Origin of the sequence: Methylosarcina fibrata AML-C10, assembly GCF_000372865.1 — a bacterium.
Classification (GTDB): domain Bacteria; phylum Pseudomonadota; class Gammaproteobacteria; order Methylococcales; family Methylomonadaceae; genus Methylosarcina; species Methylosarcina fibrata.
In genome coordinates this window covers 1,354,682-1,374,561 of record NZ_KB889965.1, presented here as the reverse complement: position 1 = coordinate 1,374,561, position 19,880 = coordinate 1,354,682, and the positions used below count along the sequence as shown (strand labels likewise).

The 19,880-nt window shown below is 54.8% G+C and carries 21 protein-coding genes; 15 read left to right on the top strand and 6 right to left on the bottom strand.

From position 1 onward, the window contains the following. Positions 1-93 precede the first annotated feature (93 nt). The 6 genes from pilB (at position 94) to yacG (ending at position 5,642) form a co-directional block, all read left to right on the top strand. Positions 94-1,806: a type IV-A pilus assembly ATPase PilB gene (gene pilB / locus A3OW_RS0106590; RefSeq protein WP_026223383.1), complete on the top strand. Its 1,713-nt coding sequence runs from the start codon at positions 94-96 to the stop codon at positions 1,804-1,806. 2 nt (positions 1,807-1,808) lie between these two features. Continuing rightward, positions 1,809-3,032, top strand: a complete 1,224-nt coding sequence (locus A3OW_RS0106585; RefSeq protein WP_020562634.1) for a type II secretion system F family protein — start codon at positions 1,809-1,811, stop codon at positions 3,030-3,032. A gap of 66 nt (positions 3,033-3,098) precedes the next feature. Continuing rightward, positions 3,099-3,992, top strand: coding sequence for a prepilin peptidase (locus A3OW_RS0106580; protein WP_020562633.1), 894 nt, complete (start codon positions 3,099-3,101; stop codon positions 3,990-3,992). A 62-nt stretch (positions 3,993-4,054) separates the two neighbouring features. Beyond that, entirely contained in the window at positions 4,055-4,648 is a 594-nt protein-coding gene (coaE, locus tag A3OW_RS0106575; RefSeq protein ID WP_020562632.1) for a dephospho-CoA kinase, read from the top strand. 17 nt (positions 4,649-4,665) lie between these two features. Then, the gene (gene zapD, locus A3OW_RS0106570) at positions 4,666-5,436 is read left to right on the top strand and encodes a cell division protein ZapD (RefSeq protein WP_020562631.1); all 771 of its coding nucleotides are present in this window, start codon (positions 4,666-4,668) and stop codon (positions 5,434-5,436) included. Next, complete coding sequence (gene yacG / locus A3OW_RS0106565; RefSeq protein WP_020562630.1) at positions 5,436-5,642, top strand: DNA gyrase inhibitor YacG; 207 nt, start codon at positions 5,436-5,438, stop codon at positions 5,640-5,642. The genes zapD and yacG overlap by 1 nt, the downstream gene beginning before the upstream one ends. 74 nt (positions 5,643-5,716) lie before the next feature. Here the strand turns inward: yacG and A3OW_RS0106560 are convergent, their stop codons facing one another. The 5 genes from A3OW_RS0106560 to A3OW_RS0106540 all read right to left on the bottom strand — a co-directional run bounded on the left by A3OW_RS0106560 (position 5,717) and on the right by A3OW_RS0106540 (position 10,817). Beyond that, the gene (locus tag A3OW_RS0106560; RefSeq protein WP_020562629.1) at positions 5,717-6,796 is read right to left on the bottom strand and encodes a fatty acid desaturase; all 1,080 of its coding nucleotides are present in this window, start codon (positions 6,794-6,796) and stop codon (positions 5,717-5,719) included. A gap of 428 nt (positions 6,797-7,224) precedes the next feature. Beyond that, positions 7,225-8,187: a Nudix family hydrolase gene (locus A3OW_RS0106555; RefSeq protein ID WP_020562628.1), complete on the bottom strand. Its 963-nt coding sequence runs from the start codon at positions 8,185-8,187 to the stop codon at positions 7,225-7,227. Positions 8,188-8,250: 63 nt separating this feature from the next. Beyond that, entirely contained in the window at positions 8,251-9,465 is a 1,215-nt protein-coding gene (gene argJ / locus A3OW_RS0106550) for a bifunctional glutamate N-acetyltransferase/amino-acid acetyltransferase ArgJ (RefSeq protein WP_020562627.1), read from the bottom strand. Positions 9,466-9,546: 81 nt separating this feature from the next. After that, a complete protein-coding gene (locus A3OW_RS0106545; RefSeq protein ID WP_020562626.1) occupies positions 9,547-9,777 on the bottom strand; it encodes a sulfurtransferase TusA family protein in 231 nt (76 codons plus the stop codon). Next, positions 9,774-10,817, bottom strand: coding sequence for a tRNA (5-methylaminomethyl-2-thiouridylate)-methyltransferase (locus A3OW_RS0106540; RefSeq protein ID WP_020562625.1), 1,044 nt, complete (start codon positions 10,815-10,817; stop codon positions 9,774-9,776). Before A3OW_RS0106540 ends, A3OW_RS0106545 begins: the two co-directional genes overlap by 4 nt. Before the next feature lie 213 nt (positions 10,818-11,030). Between A3OW_RS0106540 and A3OW_RS0106535 the strand changes: the two genes are divergently transcribed. Further along, positions 11,031-12,200 (top strand): PilT/PilU family type 4a pilus ATPase, encoded by a 1,170-nt coding sequence (locus A3OW_RS0106535; RefSeq protein WP_020562624.1) that lies wholly within the window; start codon positions 11,031-11,033, stop codon positions 12,198-12,200. A 26-nt stretch (positions 12,201-12,226) separates the two neighbouring features. On the opposite strand, the gene A3OW_RS0106530 is transcribed toward A3OW_RS0106535, so the two are convergent. After that, complete coding sequence (locus tag A3OW_RS0106530) at positions 12,227-13,105, bottom strand: HDOD domain-containing protein (RefSeq protein WP_020562623.1); 879 nt, start codon at positions 13,103-13,105, stop codon at positions 12,227-12,229. Between the two features lie 91 nt (positions 13,106-13,196). On the opposite strand from A3OW_RS0106530, the gene prmB reads away from it, so the two are divergent. The 8 genes from prmB to kdsB all read left to right on the top strand — a co-directional run bounded on the left by prmB (position 13,197) and on the right by kdsB (position 19,776). After that, positions 13,197-14,129: a 50S ribosomal protein L3 N(5)-glutamine methyltransferase gene (prmB, locus tag A3OW_RS0106525; RefSeq protein WP_020562622.1), complete on the top strand. Its 933-nt coding sequence runs from the start codon at positions 13,197-13,199 to the stop codon at positions 14,127-14,129. 1 nt (position 14,130) lies between these two features. Continuing rightward, the gene (aroC, locus tag A3OW_RS0106520; protein ID WP_020562621.1) at positions 14,131-15,219 is read left to right on the top strand and encodes a chorismate synthase; all 1,089 of its coding nucleotides are present in this window, start codon (positions 14,131-14,133) and stop codon (positions 15,217-15,219) included. A gap of 165 nt (positions 15,220-15,384) precedes the next feature. After that, positions 15,385-16,542, top strand: coding sequence for an MFS transporter (locus A3OW_RS0106510; protein ID WP_020562619.1), 1,158 nt, complete (start codon positions 15,385-15,387; stop codon positions 16,540-16,542). 169 nt (positions 16,543-16,711) lie between these two features. Then, complete coding sequence (locus A3OW_RS0106505; protein WP_020562618.1) at positions 16,712-17,329, top strand: MotA/TolQ/ExbB proton channel family protein; 618 nt, start codon at positions 16,712-16,714, stop codon at positions 17,327-17,329. Next, entirely contained in the window at positions 17,326-17,763 is a 438-nt protein-coding gene (locus tag A3OW_RS0106500) for an ExbD/TolR family protein (RefSeq protein WP_020562617.1), read from the top strand. Before A3OW_RS0106505 ends, A3OW_RS0106500 begins: the two co-directional genes overlap by 4 nt. Then, positions 17,751-18,758 carry a tetraacyldisaccharide 4'-kinase gene (lpxK, locus tag A3OW_RS0106495; RefSeq protein ID WP_198291364.1) on the top strand — a complete coding sequence of 336 codons (1,008 nt, stop codon included), beginning with the start codon at positions 17,751-17,753 and terminating at the stop codon, positions 18,756-18,758. Before A3OW_RS0106500 ends, lpxK begins: the two co-directional genes overlap by 13 nt. Further along, positions 18,748-18,942, top strand: coding sequence for a Trm112 family protein (locus A3OW_RS0106490; protein ID WP_020562615.1), 195 nt, complete (start codon positions 18,748-18,750; stop codon positions 18,940-18,942). The genes lpxK and A3OW_RS0106490 overlap by 11 nt, the downstream gene beginning before the upstream one ends. Before the next feature lie 63 nt (positions 18,943-19,005). Continuing rightward, positions 19,006-19,776 carry a 3-deoxy-manno-octulosonate cytidylyltransferase gene (gene kdsB / locus A3OW_RS0106485; RefSeq protein ID WP_020562614.1) on the top strand — a complete coding sequence of 257 codons (771 nt, stop codon included), beginning with the start codon at positions 19,006-19,008 and terminating at the stop codon, positions 19,774-19,776. The last annotated feature ends 104 nt before the right edge of the window (positions 19,777-19,880 follow it).

Genomic DNA, 19,880 nt, shown 5'->3' with positions numbered 1-19,880 from the left:
GCGAATTTTTGGAAAGGGGTTCCTTGTAGCCTGATCTTTGTTCATCTATATTTCACTATTATGTTTGGGGGTTAAAGTTGAACAATTTATCCAATGGCTACAGCACCTACCGATTTTCGATTTAGCGGACTTTTAAAATGCTTGATTCAGGAAGGGCTTCTCTCTGAAAACGATGCTCAAATTCATGCTCAGGAGGCAAAGAAGAAAAAAATTTCTTTAATCAGCTATCTCGTCACCAATAAAATCGTCAATAGCAAGATTGTCGCCTCAAAAGTTTCGGTTGAATTTGGTGTACCCTATCTGGATCTGGACGCCATCGATTGGCATAGTCTTCCGGTCAAGCGCATCAGCGAAAAACTGATCCGAAAACATCAGGCGCTTCCCTTGTTTACCCGGGGGAAGTCCTTGTTTCTCGGAGTGTCCGATCCGACCAACATCCAGGCGATGGACGACATTCAGTTTCAAAGCCGGCTCAGTCCCGAATTCATTCTGGTAGAAGAAGACAAGCTGGCCAGAGCCATTGAAGTTGCATTGGAAGCGCCCGAACACTCGATGGTCGATCTGCTGGACGAAGATCTCGACAATCTCTCCGTCTCCGGCGGCGAGGAAGACGAGGTCAAGGAGGACATCAATTCCGATATCGAAGATGCGCCCATCGTCCGTTTCGTCAACAAATTGTTGCTGGATTCGATAAAAAAAGGGGTATCCGACATTCATCTGGAACCCTACGAGAAAAATTTCCGCATTCGCTTCCGGTCCGACGGCATGCTGCACGAAGTGGCCAGCCCCCCTGCCAGCATTTCCAACCGGATTATCTCCAGAATCAAGGTCATGGCAAAAATGGACATTGCCGAGCGCAGAGTGCCTCAGGACGGGCGGATCAAGATGATTTTGTCCAAACATCGAGCCATCGATTTCCGAGTCAATACCTGTCCGACCCTGTTCGGAGAAAAAGTCGTGCTGCGTATTCTGGATCCCAGCAGCGCTCAACTGGGCATCGAGAAATTGGGTTTCGAACCCGATCAGCAGAAATTATTTCTGGAGGCCATCTTCAAGCCGTACGGTCTGGTTTTGGTAACAGGGCCTACCGGGAGCGGCAAGACCGTATCGTTGTATACCGGGTTGAATCTGCTCAACTCGATCGAACGCAATATTTCAACCGCCGAAGATCCGGTCGAAATTACCGTGGAAGGCATCAATCAGGTCAACGTGAACGTCAAGGCGGGATTGAACTTTGCCAGCGCCTTGAGAGCGTTTTTGCGCCAGGATCCCGACATCATCATGGTCGGCGAAATCCGCGATATCGAAACCGCCGAAATTGCCGTAAAAGCCGCGCAAACCGGCCATTTGGTGCTGTCGACCCTGCATACCAACGACGCCCCGCAAACCTTGAACCGGCTGATGCAGATGGGCATCCCCCCCTACAACATCGTATCCGCGATCAATCTGATCATGGCCCAGCGGCTGGCCAGGCGGTTATGCGAATACTGCAAGACCCGCGTCGAGCTGCCTGAAAAGATCCTTCTGGCGGCGGGCTTCACAAGCGAAGAGTTGCCCACGCTCCAAATATTCGGTCCGACGGGCTGCGAGCGATGCACTAACGGTTATAAAGGGCGCGTCGGCATTTATCAAGTGATGACGCTCAGCGACGACATGCGCAGACTCATTTTGGAAGGGGGCAATGCGCTGCAACTGGCGGATCAGGCTAAAAAGGAAGGCATCAACGACTTACGGACGTCGGGATTGAACAAAATACGGATGGGCATCACCAGCCTTGAAGAAATTGACCGGGTAACGAAGGAATAATCATGGCGCAACCGACTGAACAAATCGATTTTATCTGGAACGGTGTCGATAAAAGCGGAAACAAGATATCGAAAAGAATCATTTCGGCGCATAGCGAAACGGTAGCCAAAGCGGAGTTGAAACGGCAAGGGTTTCGCGTCACCGCAATCAAAAAAAAGCCGAAACCTCTGTTCAAGGCGAAAACCAAGTCCATCACGACCGGCGATATTGCGGTCTTTGCGCGGCAATTGGCGACCATGTTGGCAGCAGGGGTTCCCCTGGTGCAGTCTTTCGACATTATCGGAAAAGGTCATGAAAATCCGAGCATGCAGGAATTGCTGCTGTCGATCAAGGCGGACATCGAAGGAGGCAACACGCTGGCCTCTGCTTTGAGAAAAAAACCGCTCTATTTCGACGAATTATTCTGCAATCTGGTGGAGGCCGGAGAGCAGGCCGGGGTGCTGGAAACGCTGCTGGACAAGATTGCCACCTATAAGGAAAAAACCGAATCCATTAAAAAGAAAATCAAAAAGGCGCTGACCTATCCGATTGCCGTCATCGTCGTCGCCTTTATCGTCACCGCCATTCTGTTGCTGTTCGTCGTGCCAGTGTTCGAGGAGCTGTTCCAAAGTTTCGGCGCCGATTTGCCGGGTTTTACCCGCATGGTCATCAATATGTCGAAATGGCTTCAGGAATGGTGGTGGATCGTTTTCGGCTCTCTCGGCGGAGCGGTTTACGCCTTTATTTATTTCAAGAAGCGATCGCATCAATTCAATCATTTCCTGGACCGGACGATGTTGAAAATACCGGTCGTGGGCATGATTCTGAACAAATCGGCGATCGCCCGCTTCGCCCGGACGCTTTCCACGATGTCGGCGGCGGGCGTGCCGCTGGTGGAGGCTCTGGAATCGGTGTCCGGAGCTTGCGGCAACATCATCTATGCCGATGCCGTGCTGAAAATGCGCGAAGAAGTCGCCACCGGGCAACGTTTGCAGTTCGCCATGACCCAATCCAATCTGTTTCCCCACATGGTTCAGCAAATGGTTGCGATCGGAGAGGAATCCGGTTCGATGGACGCGATGCTGGCCAAGGTAGCCGATTTTTATGAGGAAGAGGTCGACAACCTGATCGATAATTTAAGCAGTTTGATGGAACCTTTCATCATGGTTATTTTGGGAATTCTGGTCGGCGGCCTGATCGTCGCAATGTATTTGCCCATTTTCAAAATGGGCTCGGCGGTCGGTTGATGGCTTACGCCTCGTGACAATTTGAGTTAAAGTTGAGCAATTTCTTTTCTCGGCAATACCGCTGGCATGATTGAACAACCTCCGTTTTTTCCGGCGCTCGTCTTCGTGATAGGCTTATTGGTCGGCAGCTTTCTGAACGTCGTCATTTTCAGACTGCCGATCATGATGCAGAGGGGATGGCGCAAGGAATGCCTGGAATTTCTTCGGCAAAGTCCCGACCCGGAAAGCGGCGTCGTAAAAGGCGGCATTGAAGCCCCCCTGGCTGTGGACGAACCTTTCAATCTGGTTTTTCCCTTGTCCCGGTGTCCCCATTGCCGTGCGCCGATCAAACCCTATCAAAACATTCCGGTATTGAGTTACCTGTTCTTGAAGGGCCGATGCGCGCATTGCCAAGCCGCCATCTCGCCGCGCTATCCGATGGTCGAGTTGTTCACCGCCGTGACTTCGGCCGTCGTGGCCTGGCGGTTCGGTTATGCCGCTGAAGCCCTGTTTGCGCTGTTGCTTACCTGGTCGTTGATCACGCTCAGTTTTATCGATGTCGACTGCCAGTTGCTGCCCGATTCTATTACTCTGCCGATGCTCTGGCTGGGATTGTTCTTGAGTTTGTTCGGACTGTTTACCGACAGTCATGCCAGCATCATCGGGTCGGTCGCCGGTTATGGCACGCTCTGGATCGTCTATCATCTGTTCAAACTGGCCACCGGCAAGGAAGGCATGGGCTACGGCGATTTCAAATTGCTGGCCTTGCTGGGCGCCTGGCTGGGTTGGCAATATCTTCCTTTGATCATTTTATTGTCCTCTCTCGTAGGGGCAATCCTGGGCGTTGCGACGGTCGTTCTGACAAAGCGCGATCATAGCGTTCCCATTCCCTTCGGTCCTTATCTGGCGGCGGCCGGATGGCTGGCATTGCTTTGGGGGGCCGATCTCAATCAGTTTTATCTTGAGAGCTTCGGTTTTTAATGCGGCGGGCGCCTCGCCCCGGTAAAATGTAAGGCCGTTCATGATTTTGTCAAGGAGTGAGTGTGTTAAAAATAGGCCTGACCGGTGGAATCGGCTGCGGTAAAACCACGGTAGCCAACTTATTCGAGGCCCTATCCGTTCCTGTCGTCGATGCCGATCAAATAGCCCGTGAACTGGTCGCCAAAGGACAGCCGGCGCTGAATAAAATAGCCCGCGAGTTCGGGCCGGACATTCTTACCGAAGAAGGGTCTTTAAATCGGCAAAAACTCAAGAACATCATCTTCGCCGACGCCGGCCGGAAACAAAAACTGGAATCGATTCTGCACCCTCTGGTCTATCAGGCGATAGAGAACGAGCTGGCGCGGATCGATGCGCCTTACTGCCTCATTGCCATACCGCTGCTTTTCGAAACCCGCATGACTTCTTTGGTGGACCGTGTTCTGGTGGTCGACTGCCCGCTCGAGGCCCAGATCGAACGCGTGCAGAAAAGGGATCATCTTCCGGTCGAAATGATCCGGTCCATCATTGCCAGCCAGGTTTCCAGGGCATTCAGAAGAGCGCGTGCGGACGATCTGATCGATAATTCGGAAACAGCCATTCCGCTTGCAGAACAGGTAAAAAAACTGCACAATTTATATCTTTCACTCAGTACTTAACCAGGATAGATTAGTCTGTGGCCAACAATATCACCTATGAATTTCCTCTCAATGAACGGATCCGGGTTTTCATAAGGCTCGAACAACTCTTCTTGCAATTCAGTCATTTTCTGGAAGGCGATACCGTGTGGGACAAGCGGGCGGCCATCAACGTCCTGCTCGACATCATGACCATTTTGAACCGCAACGACATCAAGTCCGAGCTTCTCAAAGAAATGGAACGCCACAGCAAAGTGCTGCATAAAATCGCCAACAACCAGGCTGTGGACACGGAAAAAGTCGAATCCCTGCTGGATCAATTGCACCAGACCAGTAAAAGACTGTATGCCGCCAGTGGTAAAATCGGCATTCACGTCATGGAAAGCGAATTGTTTCAGAGCATTGCGCAACGCAGTTCGATACCCGGCGGCACCTGCTCGTTCGATCTGCCCGAATTTCATTATTGGCTGGAACAGGACGAATCGTTGCGCCTTCGCGACCTCCAGCGCTGGAGCAGTCCGTTCGGCGACATGCGGACCGCCATCGACATCATTCTTAATTTCATAAGAAACAGCAATCTGGCCACCCAGGAAGTGGCGGAAGCCGGCTTTTATCAAATTGCGCTGGATAAAAACCTGCCGTATCAATTATTGAAAGTCAGCCTGGACGAATCGCTGCCTTATTTTGCCGAAATCAGCGGCGGCCGGCACCGGTGCACCATCCGTTTCATGGCGCCTTCTCCGGATGAGAAACGTCCCGTGCAAAGCGCCGAGGATGTCCCGTTTGCTTTAACTTGCTGTTTATTCTGATGCCCGCAAGCGGCAAGCCGGTTATTGTAAAATGTCCTACCTGTAAGCGTCCGATTCCGTGGACGCCCGAACAAAAATACAAGCCGTTCTGTTCCGAACGCTGCAAGCTCATCGATTTGGGGGAATGGGTGATGGAAGAAAAAAGAATTCCCGGCGAACCGCAGGATGCCGAAGGGCAGGACGACGGAAATTCTTCGCTGCATTAACGGGCGGCTTATCCGTTTTTCCGCCGAATAGGCGCTTTCCTTGCCGCCGGAGAAATGTCTCCAAAGCTCCCGGATCATATACCGGCGGTTTCAGCGCGATGGCGCTGCATCCATCGGATAGACCGGAAGCTTACCAGTTTTTGCCGCTGTTCGTCCCAGAGATTCAGCCATAGCGATTTGAGGCTCGATCGTATCGTTAGCGGAGTCACCGCCTGCAACGCGGGTACTTCATCATAACAACGCTGAAGATGATAGTTGGGAATGTTGGCCCGGACATGATGGATATGATGAAGGCCGATATTGCCGACAATCCATTGCAGTACCGCGGGCAATTTATAATAAGAACTCCCTTCCAGGCCGGATTTGGTCAGATCCCAATCCGGCTGCCTCGCCCAATACACATCCTCATACTGGTGTTGAACATAAAAAAGCCACATGCCCATGCTGGCGGCCATAAAAATAACCGGCAATTGAATGATCAGATAATTCCAGAATCCCAAAGTCAAACTCATCAGGAGGACAATCGATAGAATCGCCAGATTGGTGATGACGATGTTGAAACGTTCTCTTTTTCCGGCTTTAAGACTGGTGAAACGTTGCATGATCAAAAACAGAAAAGGTGGAATGAAAACGAACAACACCAAAGGGTTCCGGAAAAGGCGGTAAATCAGGCGCTTGAGTCGTGACGAGGAAAGATATTCCTCGACCGTAAGCGTCCATATGTCGCCAATACCTCGCCGATCCAAGTTCCCGGCGGCGGAATGATGAATGATGTGGGTGCGTTTCCAATCTTCAAACGAGGTAAAAGTCAAAATTCCGGTAATATTACCGAATATCTTGTTGGCCAGGCGGGAAGAAAAAAAAGAACTGTGGCAGCAATCGTGGAACAGTATGAAGGTCCGGACCAGAAAGCCCGCGGCCGCTGCGGCCAATAAAAGCGTAAACCAGTAGGAAAATCCTTGCACCACTGTAACAATCATCAAAGCCCATAAGCCGAGATAGGGTAGAAGCGTATTGGCGATCTGGAATAAAGCCTTGCGATTATCGGGCTCGGCAAATCTCGATACGGTCTGAATGAGTTCTTGTCTTGAGATTTGAGCAAGCGACGAATCAATGGAGGGCAATGTTTTATGAAGAAGACTTTGATGAGGCATAAGTTACTGATTTAATCAACTGAAAAGAAAGTGCGGGACAAACCGGCGTCAGGCAGGTGCGATCCGGGTTTTTATTCCGCAAAGGATGATTTCCAAGAATAGACGAAGGCCTGATGAAAAATCGGAGGATGACAGCCGGTTAGCGGCTGAAAATCAGGAAGTGTTCGAGAACTGACGATCAATTTCGGGCAATACGCTATATTTTCTTAACCTGGTGAGCCAGGCCCATTGAATGATGGGTTCCACCCGGAACCGCATCGATCCAATCACTTGTTTTAGTGGGGAATGAGATCCGTAAGTTCCGTCCCGGAACAAAAAAATTACGGTCTTATTTCTTGAAAGCTCAGTTTAAGATCGAGAGTATCCGAAAATGTCGGCAAACTATAAAACAGAGTCTTTTCCGATTGCGCGCAGGGAGGCAAACCGATTCAAGCCAGAAATGTCCTAATCCCGGCAATGCCCTGCCCGCCCGCTCGGCGCGCGATCTCCAGGCAAGCCTCGGACATGCCTCCCAGCGCGTAAACCGGCATATTGACTTGAGCCACCCATTCGGAAAATTGCCTCCAGCCGAGAGGCGCGGCGCCGGGATGCGTCGCAGTTGCCAGGACCGGTGCCAGCACGGCAAAATCGACGCCGATTTTCTGCGCGTGCTGCAATTCCTGAAGATTGTGGCAGGAAGCCGCCACCCAGCGGTACGAGCCGGGCCGCTTTGCCAGCGTCATCAGATGCCGGCTGGTTAAATGAATGCCGTCGGCAAGAGAGTCGAATCCGGTTTCCAGGTCACAGGATGCCTCTTCGGCAAAGACAGCGCCGGAGTTGACCATGAGCATGGCCCCATGCTCCCGGCACAAGGAAGATGCTTCGGCCAGACAAGTCTTGATGCGCTGCCGGGGGAACGATTTCAAGCGGGCCTGGATGAGCCAGACGCCGTTGCCCAGTATCTTGTTCAGATTGGGCAACAGCTCGGTTTCCTCGGCCTCATTCCAGATCGCATACCGGGACGGTAAACAAACCGCGGTAATGATCGGGCGATTCGCCGCCGGAAAAAGGTAGCCGGACAAGTCGGATGGATGAACCCACCGGACCGGCTGGCCGTGGCCGTGCCGGACTTTTCCCTGGAAATGCTCCACCTCAAAGACGTGCAGCCGTACCGACTTGTCGGGATAGTCATGATGAATGGTGATCAGCGGCATGACAGGCGGCCGTACCGTAATGTCGAGTTCCTCCCGCAGTTCCCGGCAGAGCGCCTGTTCCTCCGATTCCCCCGCTTCTATTTTGCCGCCGGGAAATTCCCACAAGCCTCCCTGATGCAGCGAGGGTGCTCTTTGGGAAATCAAAATCCGGCCCTGGGCATTTTTGACGACCCCCACGGCCACCTGGATAACTTTCATTTCAGAGCGCGTAACAGTCCAGGCAAAGGGTAAAGGGAAGAGGAAGCCGCACGAAAGACGTATTTACGTTCGGTATTCGGCATTGATGCGCACATAGTCGTAGGAAAAATCGCAGGTCAGCACTTCCTGGCGAGCCTTGCCGCGACCCAGATGAACGGTAATGGTGATCTCCTGCCGGTTCATGACCCGCTGTCCGGCTTCTTCCGTGTAATCATCGGCCCGTCCTCCGGATCGGACGATGCAGACGTCGTCCAGAAAGATCTCGATGTTATCCAATGCCAGATGGTCGATTCCGGAACGGCCGACCGCCGCCAGGATCCGGCCCCAATTGGGATCGCTGGCGAAAAAGGCGGTTTTGACCAGCGGCGAATGCGCAATGGTTTTGCCGACGCGCACGGCTTCCTCGTCGTTCTCCGCCTGGTCGACCACGATCCGGATCAGTTTGGTGGCTCCTTCGCCGTCCCGGACGATGGCTTCGGCCAGTTCTCTGCAAACGGCCATCAGAGCCTCGGCAAAGAGGCGGTAATACTCTCCATCCGCTTCGATTTCGGGGGCGGAAGAACGGCCGCTGGCCATCGCCACGCAGGCATCGTTGGTCGAGGTGTCGCCGTCGACGGTGATGCGATTAAACGATTGTTCCACAGCCCGTTCAAGACAGGTTTGCAGCAAGGGTTGGGCAAGCCGGGCGTCGGTGGCGATAAAAGCCAGCATGGTGGCCATGTTTGGATGAATCATGCCGGCGCCTTTGGCAATGCCGTTGAGCGTGACCGGCCGGCCGTCCAGCAGGATAGTACGGGTGGCTCCCTTGGCGAAGGTATCGGTGGTCATGATCGCCTGGGCCGCTTTGTCCCAATGGGCCGGAGCCAGATCGGACACCGCTTTCGGCAATGCCGCCGAGATTTTATCGACCGGCAACGGCTGGCCGATGACGCCGGTCGAAAAAGGAAGCACTTGCTCGGCTTCTCCTCCGGTTGCCTGCGCCAGACCCGAACAGCAAGCGAAAGCGTCGCTAAGCCCTTGTTCGCCGGTGCCGGCATTGGCGTTGCCCGAATTGATCAACAGCCAGCGCGGCTGCTGGCGCAGATGGGCTTTCGCCACCGTTACCGGCGCGGCGCAGAACGCGTTCTGGGTGAACACCGCGGCAGCGGTGGCGCGCTCCGCCATCTGAAACACCACAATATCGTCTTTGATCGTTTGTTTGATCCCCGCACAGGCCGTGCCTATCAGGATGCCGGATAGTTCCGGCATGTCGGGAAAATCGCATGGGCCTACCGCCATGATGGAGTCCTCGTTAATGATAAATTACAGATGATTTGCATCGGGCCGCATGAATCGGGCGCTTGCCTTGCCGGACGTCCGTTAACCCGGCCCCACTTCCAGCACGATGACGTATTCGTTGTCCGAGGAGACGGTTTGCAGCACTTTATGGCCGTTGATCCGGCACCAGGCAGGAATATCCTGCATCACGCCCGGATCGGTGCAAACGATTTCCAGTTGATCTCCGGCCTTCATCTGTTTGACCTTGTCCTGGGTGCGGATGACCGGCAGGGGGCACAGCAAGCGGCGCGCATTGAGGGTTTCCTTGATCATATGAACCACTCCTCAGGCATCGCGTCCGGCGCCATCGGGGCAACGCGGACGGATCTTTGCGAGCCGTTCTTGTCGATGATGTCGACGTCGACCTGATCGGCCTCGCGCCCCTGGCCGTAGCGCGCGGTAATTCTAGCCGCAAGGGTCAGATCTTCCGCCGAAGGCGAGCCGTCGATCAGCACCAGAGGACCGGGATGACTGGAGCTGCTCATGCTGATGAAGTCTTTTTGGTAGCCCTTGAGGAACCGGCCTTCGCCTTCCTCACGGGCGACGATCAGCTTGAAATTTTTTCCCGGCCGGATGTGGCGGCCGACTTTCAGCAGCATGACGTCGTCGAGCTCGTAGTTTTTATGGCCTTGCGCCTGCCATAAATCGACCAGTTTCGCCGAATAGTTTTTATCGGTCAAAAAGCAGCAGCCGCCCGCCGGTTGCGAATAGTCGGTAAAGCCGTATTGCTGCGCCAGGGCCATTTGCGGCTTGCGCGAGCGGCCGGTGATGTCGTACAGTTTTTCCCGGTCGACCCAGCCTTCCCGCTCCGGCAGGGTCGGCGGTAAATTCTTCGCGCACAAAGGCCTCAGCAACAAATCGTCCGCTCCCGATTCCTTGGCGACAATCGGCATCGTGGCCTTGCGCTGCGACATCGGCCGCTGGCCGATGACTTCTCCGGTGATGATAAAATCGAAGCCGTTTTCGGCGATCCATTGTTTGGCCTTGTTGACCATGAAAATCTTGCAGTCCAGGCAGGGGTTCAGATGCGCTCCGTAGCCGTGCTTCGGATTGATCAGCACGTTTTTGTATTCTTCGATGACGTCGACGATGTGCAGCCTGATGCCGAGCTGTTCGGCCACCCACAGGGAATTGTTGCGCTTGGGTTTGGCCCGATCCTTGTCCCGGATCGCATGGGTGTGGCCTTCCACGCAGAAGCCGGTGAAAAAGTTGATGCCTTCGACATGGATCCCTTGTTCCAGGATCGTTTTCGCCGCCAGCATGGAATCCAGTCCGCCGGAAATCAGCGCCACCGCTTTTCGTTGTTTGCTCATAAGTTCAATCTATCACCGCCACCGCCGAACCGTTCGGATACGCCCGTGGCCAGGCACGGCGCGCAGAAAGCCGAAACAGCGACGGCGAACTCGGTTCACTCCGGAAAAAATAACGGGCTATTATACGCGCGAATAATTTGCCGGTCAGCTTCAACTTCTTCCGTTGTTTACTAAACTTTCTATTTTCTATAACTAGAAGACAGGCACCGGTCTATGGATTTCAAGGATTATTTAAAAATACTCGTCGCCCACGACGGCTCCGATCTTTATCTGACCACCGACGCTCCGCCGGCCGCCAAGTTCCAGGGAACGCTCAAGCCTCTGGAAAACGTCAAATTGACTCGGGAGCAGGTCAGGGAAATTGCCTACGGTTTGATGGACGAAGATCAGCGCAAAGCGTTCGATCATGTGCCCGAGTTGAACCTGGCCATCTCCGAGCCCGGCGTCGGGCGGTTCCGGGTCAACATCTTCAAGCAGCGCAATAACTTTGCCCTGGTCATTCGCAATATTAAAGTGGACATACCCAATGCCGACAAATTGGGCCTGCCCCAGGTATTGAAGAATACCATCATGGAAAAACGGGGGCTGATTTTGTTTGTCGGCGGCACCGGTTCCGGCAAGTCGACCTCGCTGGCGGCACTGATCGACCATCGCAACAGCCATTCGTCCGGCCACATCATTACGATCGAGGATCCCATCGAATACATCCATCCGCACAAGAAATGCCTGGTCAATCAGCGGGAAGTAGGCGTCGATACGTTAAGCTACGAAGACGCTTTAAAAAACACCTTGCGCCAAGCGCCCGACGTGATTCTGATCGGCGAAATCCGTTCCCAGGAAACGATGGAGCACGCGCTCGCGTTTGCCGAAACGGGGCATTTGTGTCTTTCCACGCTGCATGCCAACAACGCCAACCAGGCGCTGGACCGGATCATCAACTTTTTTCCGGAAGAACGGCGCACCCAGTTGTTGCTGGATTTGTCGCTGAACCTGAGAGCGTTCGTCTCGCAGCGGCTGGTGCCCACCGTCGACGGCAAGCGCGTGGCCGCCATTGAAATTTTGCTGGGGACGCCGCTGGTGCGCGACCTGATTCATAAAGGCGAAATTCACAGCATCAAGGAAGTCATGGAAAAATCCGAGAATGTCGGCATGCAGACCTTCGACAGCCATCTGCTGCGGTTATTCAAGGAAGGGCGGATTTCCCTGGAAGAAGCGCTGCAAAATTCGGATTCGCCGAATAACCTCAAGTTAAAAATCAATCTCAGTGAAGGCATCGGGTCGGCCGTGTCGAATTCGCCGGGCGGCAGGGGCAAAGCCGGTTTATCGGGAGGCTTGTCGCTTCAGGAAATTCAAAAAGACGAGGATCGGGAGATGGCGGAATAGAGTGTTTCTGTTTCCGAATGCAGGCTTCAGTTCAGCAGGTTCCAGATGCATTCCATCTCGCATTTTGCTTTATCCAGAATGGAGATGCAGTCGTCGATCTGCAAATGATTCGCCAATTTGTTGTAAACGGGCAATTCGCAGATACTGGGCAGCATTTTCCTGTCCACGGTTCCGATCAGGCTGTGCAGTTGCGCGATCATTACAATGTCCGAATAATCGAGCGGATTATCGTCGTTTTTCTGCCAGTTTTCGGCCTGGATTACGACGTTTTCAAAATCGGCGGGAAACTCCCATTGTCGGATGAGTTCCAGACCGATGTCCGTCCGTAATTGTTTCACCGCTTCGGCCAGATCGTCCGAATGAGTGATTAATCCGATATGGCGATCGGCATGCATCAGGATCGGAACGATGCCGATGTCGTGGATCAACCCGGCCAGCATGGCGCGATCGGGATCGAAACCCGAGAGTTTATTCGCAAAGATGGCGCTGAGTGCGGCTACATAACTGCTGTGCTTCCATAATTCGATCATTTGATGATTGATGAAAGGCGATTTGGCAGTAAAAGTCGATTTGAGCGAAAACGCCGTAATGATGTTTTGCGCGGTTTTAAGCCCCAGCCGGGTGAGGGCTTCCGGGCAACTGTCCACTTGTTTGCGTCCGCGGTAAAGCGGGCTGTTGGCGATATGAACCAGACGCGCGGTGATGGAAAGATCCACTTGTATCACCCGGGCAATCGTGGAAGTACTGGCATTGGCGTCGTTGACGACGCGGCGGATTTTGCAGGCGATTTCCGGGAGCGTGGGCAGGACCAGTTGATTGGCTTGCAGAGAATGATGACACTCGACGAGCAGTGCGTTGCGGCGCAGCGGGATTGAACTGGCAGGAAGGCGGGTAACTGAGTTCATTGTTACGGGTTTAAAAATCGCACGGATTCGTCAAGTTTAGTTTAAAATCGCCTTTTCTGTTGAGCCGGCCGTTAAGGCAACTTTTGGATCTATGAATAAATCTCACTACGAAGTCATCACGACCTTGTCGTCGATTCGCGATTACATCCGTTGGAGCGCCAGCCGATTTGCAGAGGCCCGGGTGTTTTTCGGCCATGGATCGGTTTCGGCACTCGATGAAGCGGCCGCCCTGGTACTGCACACGGTTCATCAACCTTATGATCTGTCGGATTTTTATCTGGCGGCCGCCTTGACTCTGGAAGAACGGCAAAAAGTCGTCGAAATCATCGAAAGGCGCATCAACGAGAGAAAGCCCTCGGCGTATCTCACCCATGAAGCCGTTTTTGCCGGACTGCCGTTTTATGTCGATGAGCGCGTTCTGGTGCCGAGGTCTCCGATCGCAGAATTGATCGAGCAGCGTTTCGCGCCATGGATCGACGAAGACCGGGTGGGCCGGATCCTGGATTTATGCACCGGCAGCGCCTGCATTGCCATCGCTTGCGCCTATGCTTTTCCCGAGGCCTCGGTCGATGCGGTCGATTTATCGCTGGAGGCGCTCGCGGTCGCCGAAATCAACGTCGAAAAACACGGCTTGTCGGACTCGGTCACCCTTTATCATTCGGACCTGTTCGAACAGCTTCCGTCGGGCCGATATGATGTCATCGTCAGCAACCCGCCTTACGTGGCGACGGCCGAATGGGAGCAGTTGCCGCTCGAATATCGCGCCGAGCCCGATATGGGATTTCAGGGCGGCCCTTCCGGTCTGGACCTCGTGCTCCGCATTCTGATCGAAGCCGGGCGGTTTTTGTCCGAGCACGGCGTTTTGATCGTGGAAGTCGGCAGCAGCGCCGAGACTCTCCAGACCCTGTTTCCGGCCGTGCCTTTTTACTGGCTCGATTTCGAGCGAGGCGGAGAAGGCGTATTTCTGCTGACGGCCGAACAACTGAGTCAGTATCACGAATTTTTTATCGCGGCGATTCAATAATATGTCTGGAAATACCATAGGAAAACTTTTTACCGTCACCACTTTCGGCGAAAGCCACGGACCGGCCCTCGGCGGCATCGTCGACGGCTGCCCTCCGGGTCTGACGCTGACCGAAGCCGATCTGCAGCATGACCTCGACCGCAGAAAGCCGGGAACTTCAAGACACACGACCCAGCGCCGCGAGGCCGATGAAGTCCGGATTCTGTCGGGCGTTTTCGAAGGCAAAACCACCGGGACGCCGATCGGCTTGTTGATCGAAAACACCGATCAGCGCTCCAAGGATTACGCCAAAATCGCCGATACCTACAGACCGGGCCATGCCGATTATACCTATCAGCACAAATACGGCATTCGCGATTACCGGGGCGGCGGCCGGTCCTCGGCGCGGGAAACCGCGATGCGCGTCGCCGCCGGCGCTATTGCGAAAAAATACCTGTACGAACAGGCCGGCATCGAAATACGCGGCTATCTCGCGCAGTTGGGCCCGATCAGGGCCGAGAAATTCGATTGGTCGATCGTCAACGAGAATCCGTTTTTTTGTCCCGATGCGGACAAGGTTCCCGAAATGGAAAAATACATGGACGCCCTGCGCAAGGAAGGCGAGTCGATCGGCGCCCGGATCAACGTGGTGGCGACCCGGGTGCCGCCGGGCCTTGGCGAGCCAATTTTCGACCGGCTCGATGCCGATCTGGCCCATGCCCTGATGAGCATCAACGCGGTGAAAGGGGTGGAAATCGGCGACGGCTTTGCCTGCGTCGACGCGAAGGGCACCCGCTTCCGGGACGAGATGACGCCGGATGGATTCCTCAGCAATCACGCCGGCGGCATTTTGGGCGGCATTTCCAGCGGCCAGGACGTCGTCGCCAGCATGGCCCTGAAGCCGACGTCCAGCCTGCGCCTGCCCGGTAAGAGCATCAACAGCCGCGGCGAACCGGTCGAGGTGGTGACCGAAGGGCGCCACGATCCCTGCGTGGGCATACGCGCCACTCCGATTGCGGAAGCGATGATGGCCATCGTCCTGATGGATCATTTTCTTCGGCATCGGGCGCAAAATGCCGACGTACGTTCCGGGCTGCCTTTATTGAGATGATTCAGTCTCCGTGGTTCGGCAGAGACGCCGGTCTTTTTCTTTATTTGCAAAACCTTATAGCCGGTACCGGCAGGGAGCCTTTCTTAAAGATCAAAGAGACTGGAGAGCTGCCCGACCGGTTCCGGTGAACCCGAAATTCTTCACGGTGACGGCCTCTTAATTCTTATGTCTGTTCCCTTTTGGCGGTTATCCGGCTTTTATTTTTTTTATTTTGCCGTTTTAGGCATCCATCTTCCGTACTGGGGACTTTATCTGAAAGACTGCGGTTTCGGTCCCGTCGAAATCGGCAATCTTTCGGCGCTGCTGGTAGCGACCCGCATTGTCGCTCCGACGGTATGGGGCTGGATCGCCGACCGTACCGGCCGAAGTCTCGCAATCATCCGCATCACTCTTTTTTTGGGAGCCCTGATCTTTGCCGGGTTTTTGTTCGAACGGGGCTACCGGGCAATGGCCGGCATTACCGTGGGTTTTGGATTCTTCTGGAACGCCGCCTTGCCCCAATTCGAAGCGATCACCCTGGCTTATTTGACCGAGGAGCCGTACCGTTACAGCCGGATACGCTTGTGGGGCTCGGTGGGCTTTATCGCCATGGTGCTCGGCATAGGCTGGATTCTCGACAAACAGCCGGTGTCGGTACTGCCGGGCGCCCTTACTGCAATCCTCGCCGCCAATTGGCTGGTGACGCTGACCCTGCCGAAACCGGGAGGGGCTCATACGGGACCTGTGCAAGTCGGCCTTTGGCAGATTCTTAAAAAACCGGATGTTCTGGCTTTTCTGACGGTCTGTATGCTGCTTCAGGTCGCGCACGGTCCCTATTACGTTTTTTATTCGATATACCTCAAACAGTTTCATTATTCGTCGACGCTGACAGGATGTCTCTGGGCGCTGGGCGTATTGGCGGAAATCGTGCTGTTCGTCAACATGCGGCCATTGCTGGCGCGCTATTCGTTAAGGACTATTCTGCTGGTCAGCTTGTTGCTGGCCACCCTCCGCTGGATGCTGATCGGATGGGGCGCGGCCGATCCGGTCCTGTTGTTTGCCGCCCAGTTGCTGCATGCCGCCAGTTTCGGCTCGGCGCACGTGGCCGCGATTCATCTGGTTCATCATTATTTCGGCCGGGAACATCAGGGCAAGGGGCAGGCTTTATACAGCAGCCTGAGTTTCGGTCTCGGCGGCATGATAGGGAGTCTTTACAGCGGTTATTTCTGGGATTGGCTGGGTCCCGAGTTCGTTTATTCAACGGCGGCACTGTTGTGTTATCTGGCGTTTGCCATCGCTTATTTCTGGATCGGCCGGGAGTATATCCTAAAGCCCTCGCATTAGGATAGAATAAGCGGTTGTCGAAACGCGCAGCCTTGACTGCACCGTTCAAAGTAAACCATCGGCAAATACGGGCGCGCGGCGGTCGGGACGTGTTTCCGTTCCGTTGGTTACGAAGGGGCTGGCCTTCGCTGCCGGTAATCCGTGTCTTCCATTTAAACTTGGGTGAAATGTGTTTGAAATAATTAAAAGCGGCGGCTGGATGATGTGGCCGCTCATGATCTGTTCGGTCGGGGCCATGGCCATCATTGCGGAACGTTTGTGGTCGCTGCAGAGAAAAAAGATACTGCCTCCGGAACTGCTGGCGCAGGTATGGAAACTCTATCGGGAAAACAGGCTCGACGAGATCGCGCTGCGCAATCTCAAGGCCAGCTCTCCGCTGGGAGAGATCATTGCGGCGGGCCTGATCAACAGCAAGCACGGCCGTGAGGTAATGAAAGAAGCGATCGAGGACGTCGGGCGAAGAATCACTCACGATCTCGAGCGATTTTTGAACGCCTTGGGCACCATTGCCGAAACGTCGCCGTTACTGGGGCTTTTGGGCACGGTGTTCGGAATGATCGAGATTTTCTCCCAGTTGATGGAACACGGCGCGGGCGATCCGACGGTGTTGGCCGGCGGCATTTCGGTGGCGTTGATTACCACCGCCACCGGTTTGGCCGTGGCCATTCCCAGCCTGATTTTTCATCGTTATTTCCAGCGTCTGGTGGATGATTACGTCATTTCGATGGAAATGGAAGCGATGAGGTTGATCGAGATGATGCATGGCGAGCGCGAGGCATCGCGATGAATTTTCATCGTAAAAAAAGGCGCAAAATCGATATCACCCTGATCTCGATGATCGACGTGCTTTTTGTGCTGTTGCTATTTTTCATGGTGTCCACCACCTTCAATCGGCAAACCCAGATCAAGATCAAACTGCCCGAGGCTGACGGCGCGGAAGCGGTGGAAGAGCAAAAATCGGTCAAATTGATTATCGATGCGGACGGCGTCTATTATTTGCCCGGCCCGGACGGGCTGCCGCACGAGCTGATCAACCAGCAGGGCGAAACCCTGAAGCGGGAGCTGCAAAAGATTGCGGCCCATTCGGCGCAGCTTCCTTTCATCATCAGCGCCGACGGCAAAACGCCGCATCAGTCGGTGATTACCGCACTGGAAATGGCAAGCCAGGCGGGTTTTACCCGGATTACCTTCGCCGCGGAGCAGCCGAAATCAGAGCCGTAACCCAATCTCTTGCTGGCTGGATTGCGGAAAGCTGGTACCGGGACAGTCTGCTGGGCCGTTGCCTGTCCCCTTTGGGGCTCGTCTATGCGGCAGCCGTCCGCTTCCGGAAACAATTGTATCAACGAGGGATATTGGCTAAATGCCGGCTGCCTGTTCCCGTGATCATCGTCGGCAACCTGACCGTCGGCGGCACCGGCAAGACGCCTCTGGTTATCTGGCTGGCCAGATTTCTGAAAGAAGCGGGCTACCGGCCCGGCATCGTCAGCAGAGGCTACGGCGGACGGGCCCGGCACTGGCCGCAATGGGTCGATCCGAACAGCAATCCCGGAACCGTGGGCGATGAAGCCTTGCTGATCGCCCGCTTGAGCGGCTGCCCCATGGCGGTTGCGCCGGTGCGGGCGGCGGCCGGTAAAATGCTGCTTGAGCGGGCCCGTTGTGACGTCCTTTTGTCCGACGACGGCCTTCAGCATTACGCTCTGGAGCGAGACATAGAAATCGCCGTCGTCGACGGAACGCGCCGTTTCGGCAACGGTTACTGTCTGCCGGCAGGCCCCTTGCGCGAGCCGGCAGCTAGGCTCGGCGAGGTCGATCTGGTCATCGTCAACGGCGGCTCACCGGCGGAACATGAATTTTCCATGCGCCTTGACGGCGACCAGGCCGTCAATCTGGTCAGCGGCGAGGAAAAGCCTTTACGGGATTTTGCCGGAGAGAGTTGCCATGCCGTCGCGGGCATAGGAAATCCCGAACGGTTTTTCGATCAGCTCGCCCGGGCGGGCCTCGTTTGCCGGACCCATGCTTTTCCCGACCATTACTTTTATCGGCGCGGCGACATCGAATTCGGCGATCATCGGCCTGTATTAATGACCGATAAGGATGCGGTAAAATGTAAACCGTTTGCCGGCGAGCAGCATTGGAGAATTCCGGTGGTTGCGGTTCCCGAGCCCGCTTTTTCCGAACGCCTACTAAACCTACTGAGAGAACAACATGGTCGATAAAAAACTACTCGATATTCTGGCCTGCCCGATTTGCAAGAGTTCCTTGATTTACGACAAAGCCCGCCAGGAGCTCATTTGCAAACCCGACCGCCTGGCTTTTCCGATCCGGGACGATATTCCGGTCATGCTCGAAGACGAAGCCAGAGTATTGAGTCCTGAAGAAGCCGAGGCATTGTCCAAATAAAACAGTCTTAAAAAACCGGCGGTAAAACTCCGGCAACACCCCATCCAAGGAAACGACGATTCCATGACGCTCCCATTCAAGGTTGTCATTCCGGCCCGGTACGGCTCCACCCGGTTGCCGGGCAAGCCATTGCTCCCCCTGGCGGGCAAGCCGATGATCGCTCACGTCTGCGAAAGGGCAAAGGAGGCGGGCGCCGACGAGATTGTCGTGGCTACCGACGACGAACGGATTTATCAGGCCGTCACCGCACTGGGCCTGCAGGCGGCGATGACGAGGTCGGACCATCACAGCGGTACGGAACGGATTGCCGAAGTCGCACGGCAGCGGGGATGGCCGGCCGAGGACGTCATCGTCAATCTGCAGGGGGACGAGCCGTTGCTGGATCCTTCGTATATTCGCGAGGCGGCCTCCGTGCTGGCCGTTCGGAAACGGGCCGGAATGGCCACGCTGGCGGCGGAAATCACCGAAGCCGAGGAAATTTTCAATCCGAACGCGGTCAAGGTGGTTCTGGATCGCGAAGGCTATGCGCTGTACTTCAGCCGCGCGCCGATACCCTGGGATCGCGACCGTTTCACTCTTGCCGGAGGCGCGCCGTCGGGAAAAATGCCTTATTATCGGCACGTCGGGTTGTATGCATATACCGTGGGCTTTTTAGACCGCTATTGCCGGTGGGAAGCCTCTCCCCTCGAAGGCGTCGAATCGCTGGAGCAACTGAGGATTTTATGGCACGGCGAGGCCGTTGCCGTGAAAATCGTCAAGACCGTGCCGGCTCCGGGCGTCGATACGCCGGAAGATCTCTTGAGGGTGGAACGGCTATTGAACCGGCCGAGGTAGGCGGGCGGCCGATAAAATCATCTTATCTTCCCGTCCGGGTTCGTCTATCATTGACATTTTAGAGTGACGCCAGTAACTTAGATAATTTTTTAAATTTTAACTCT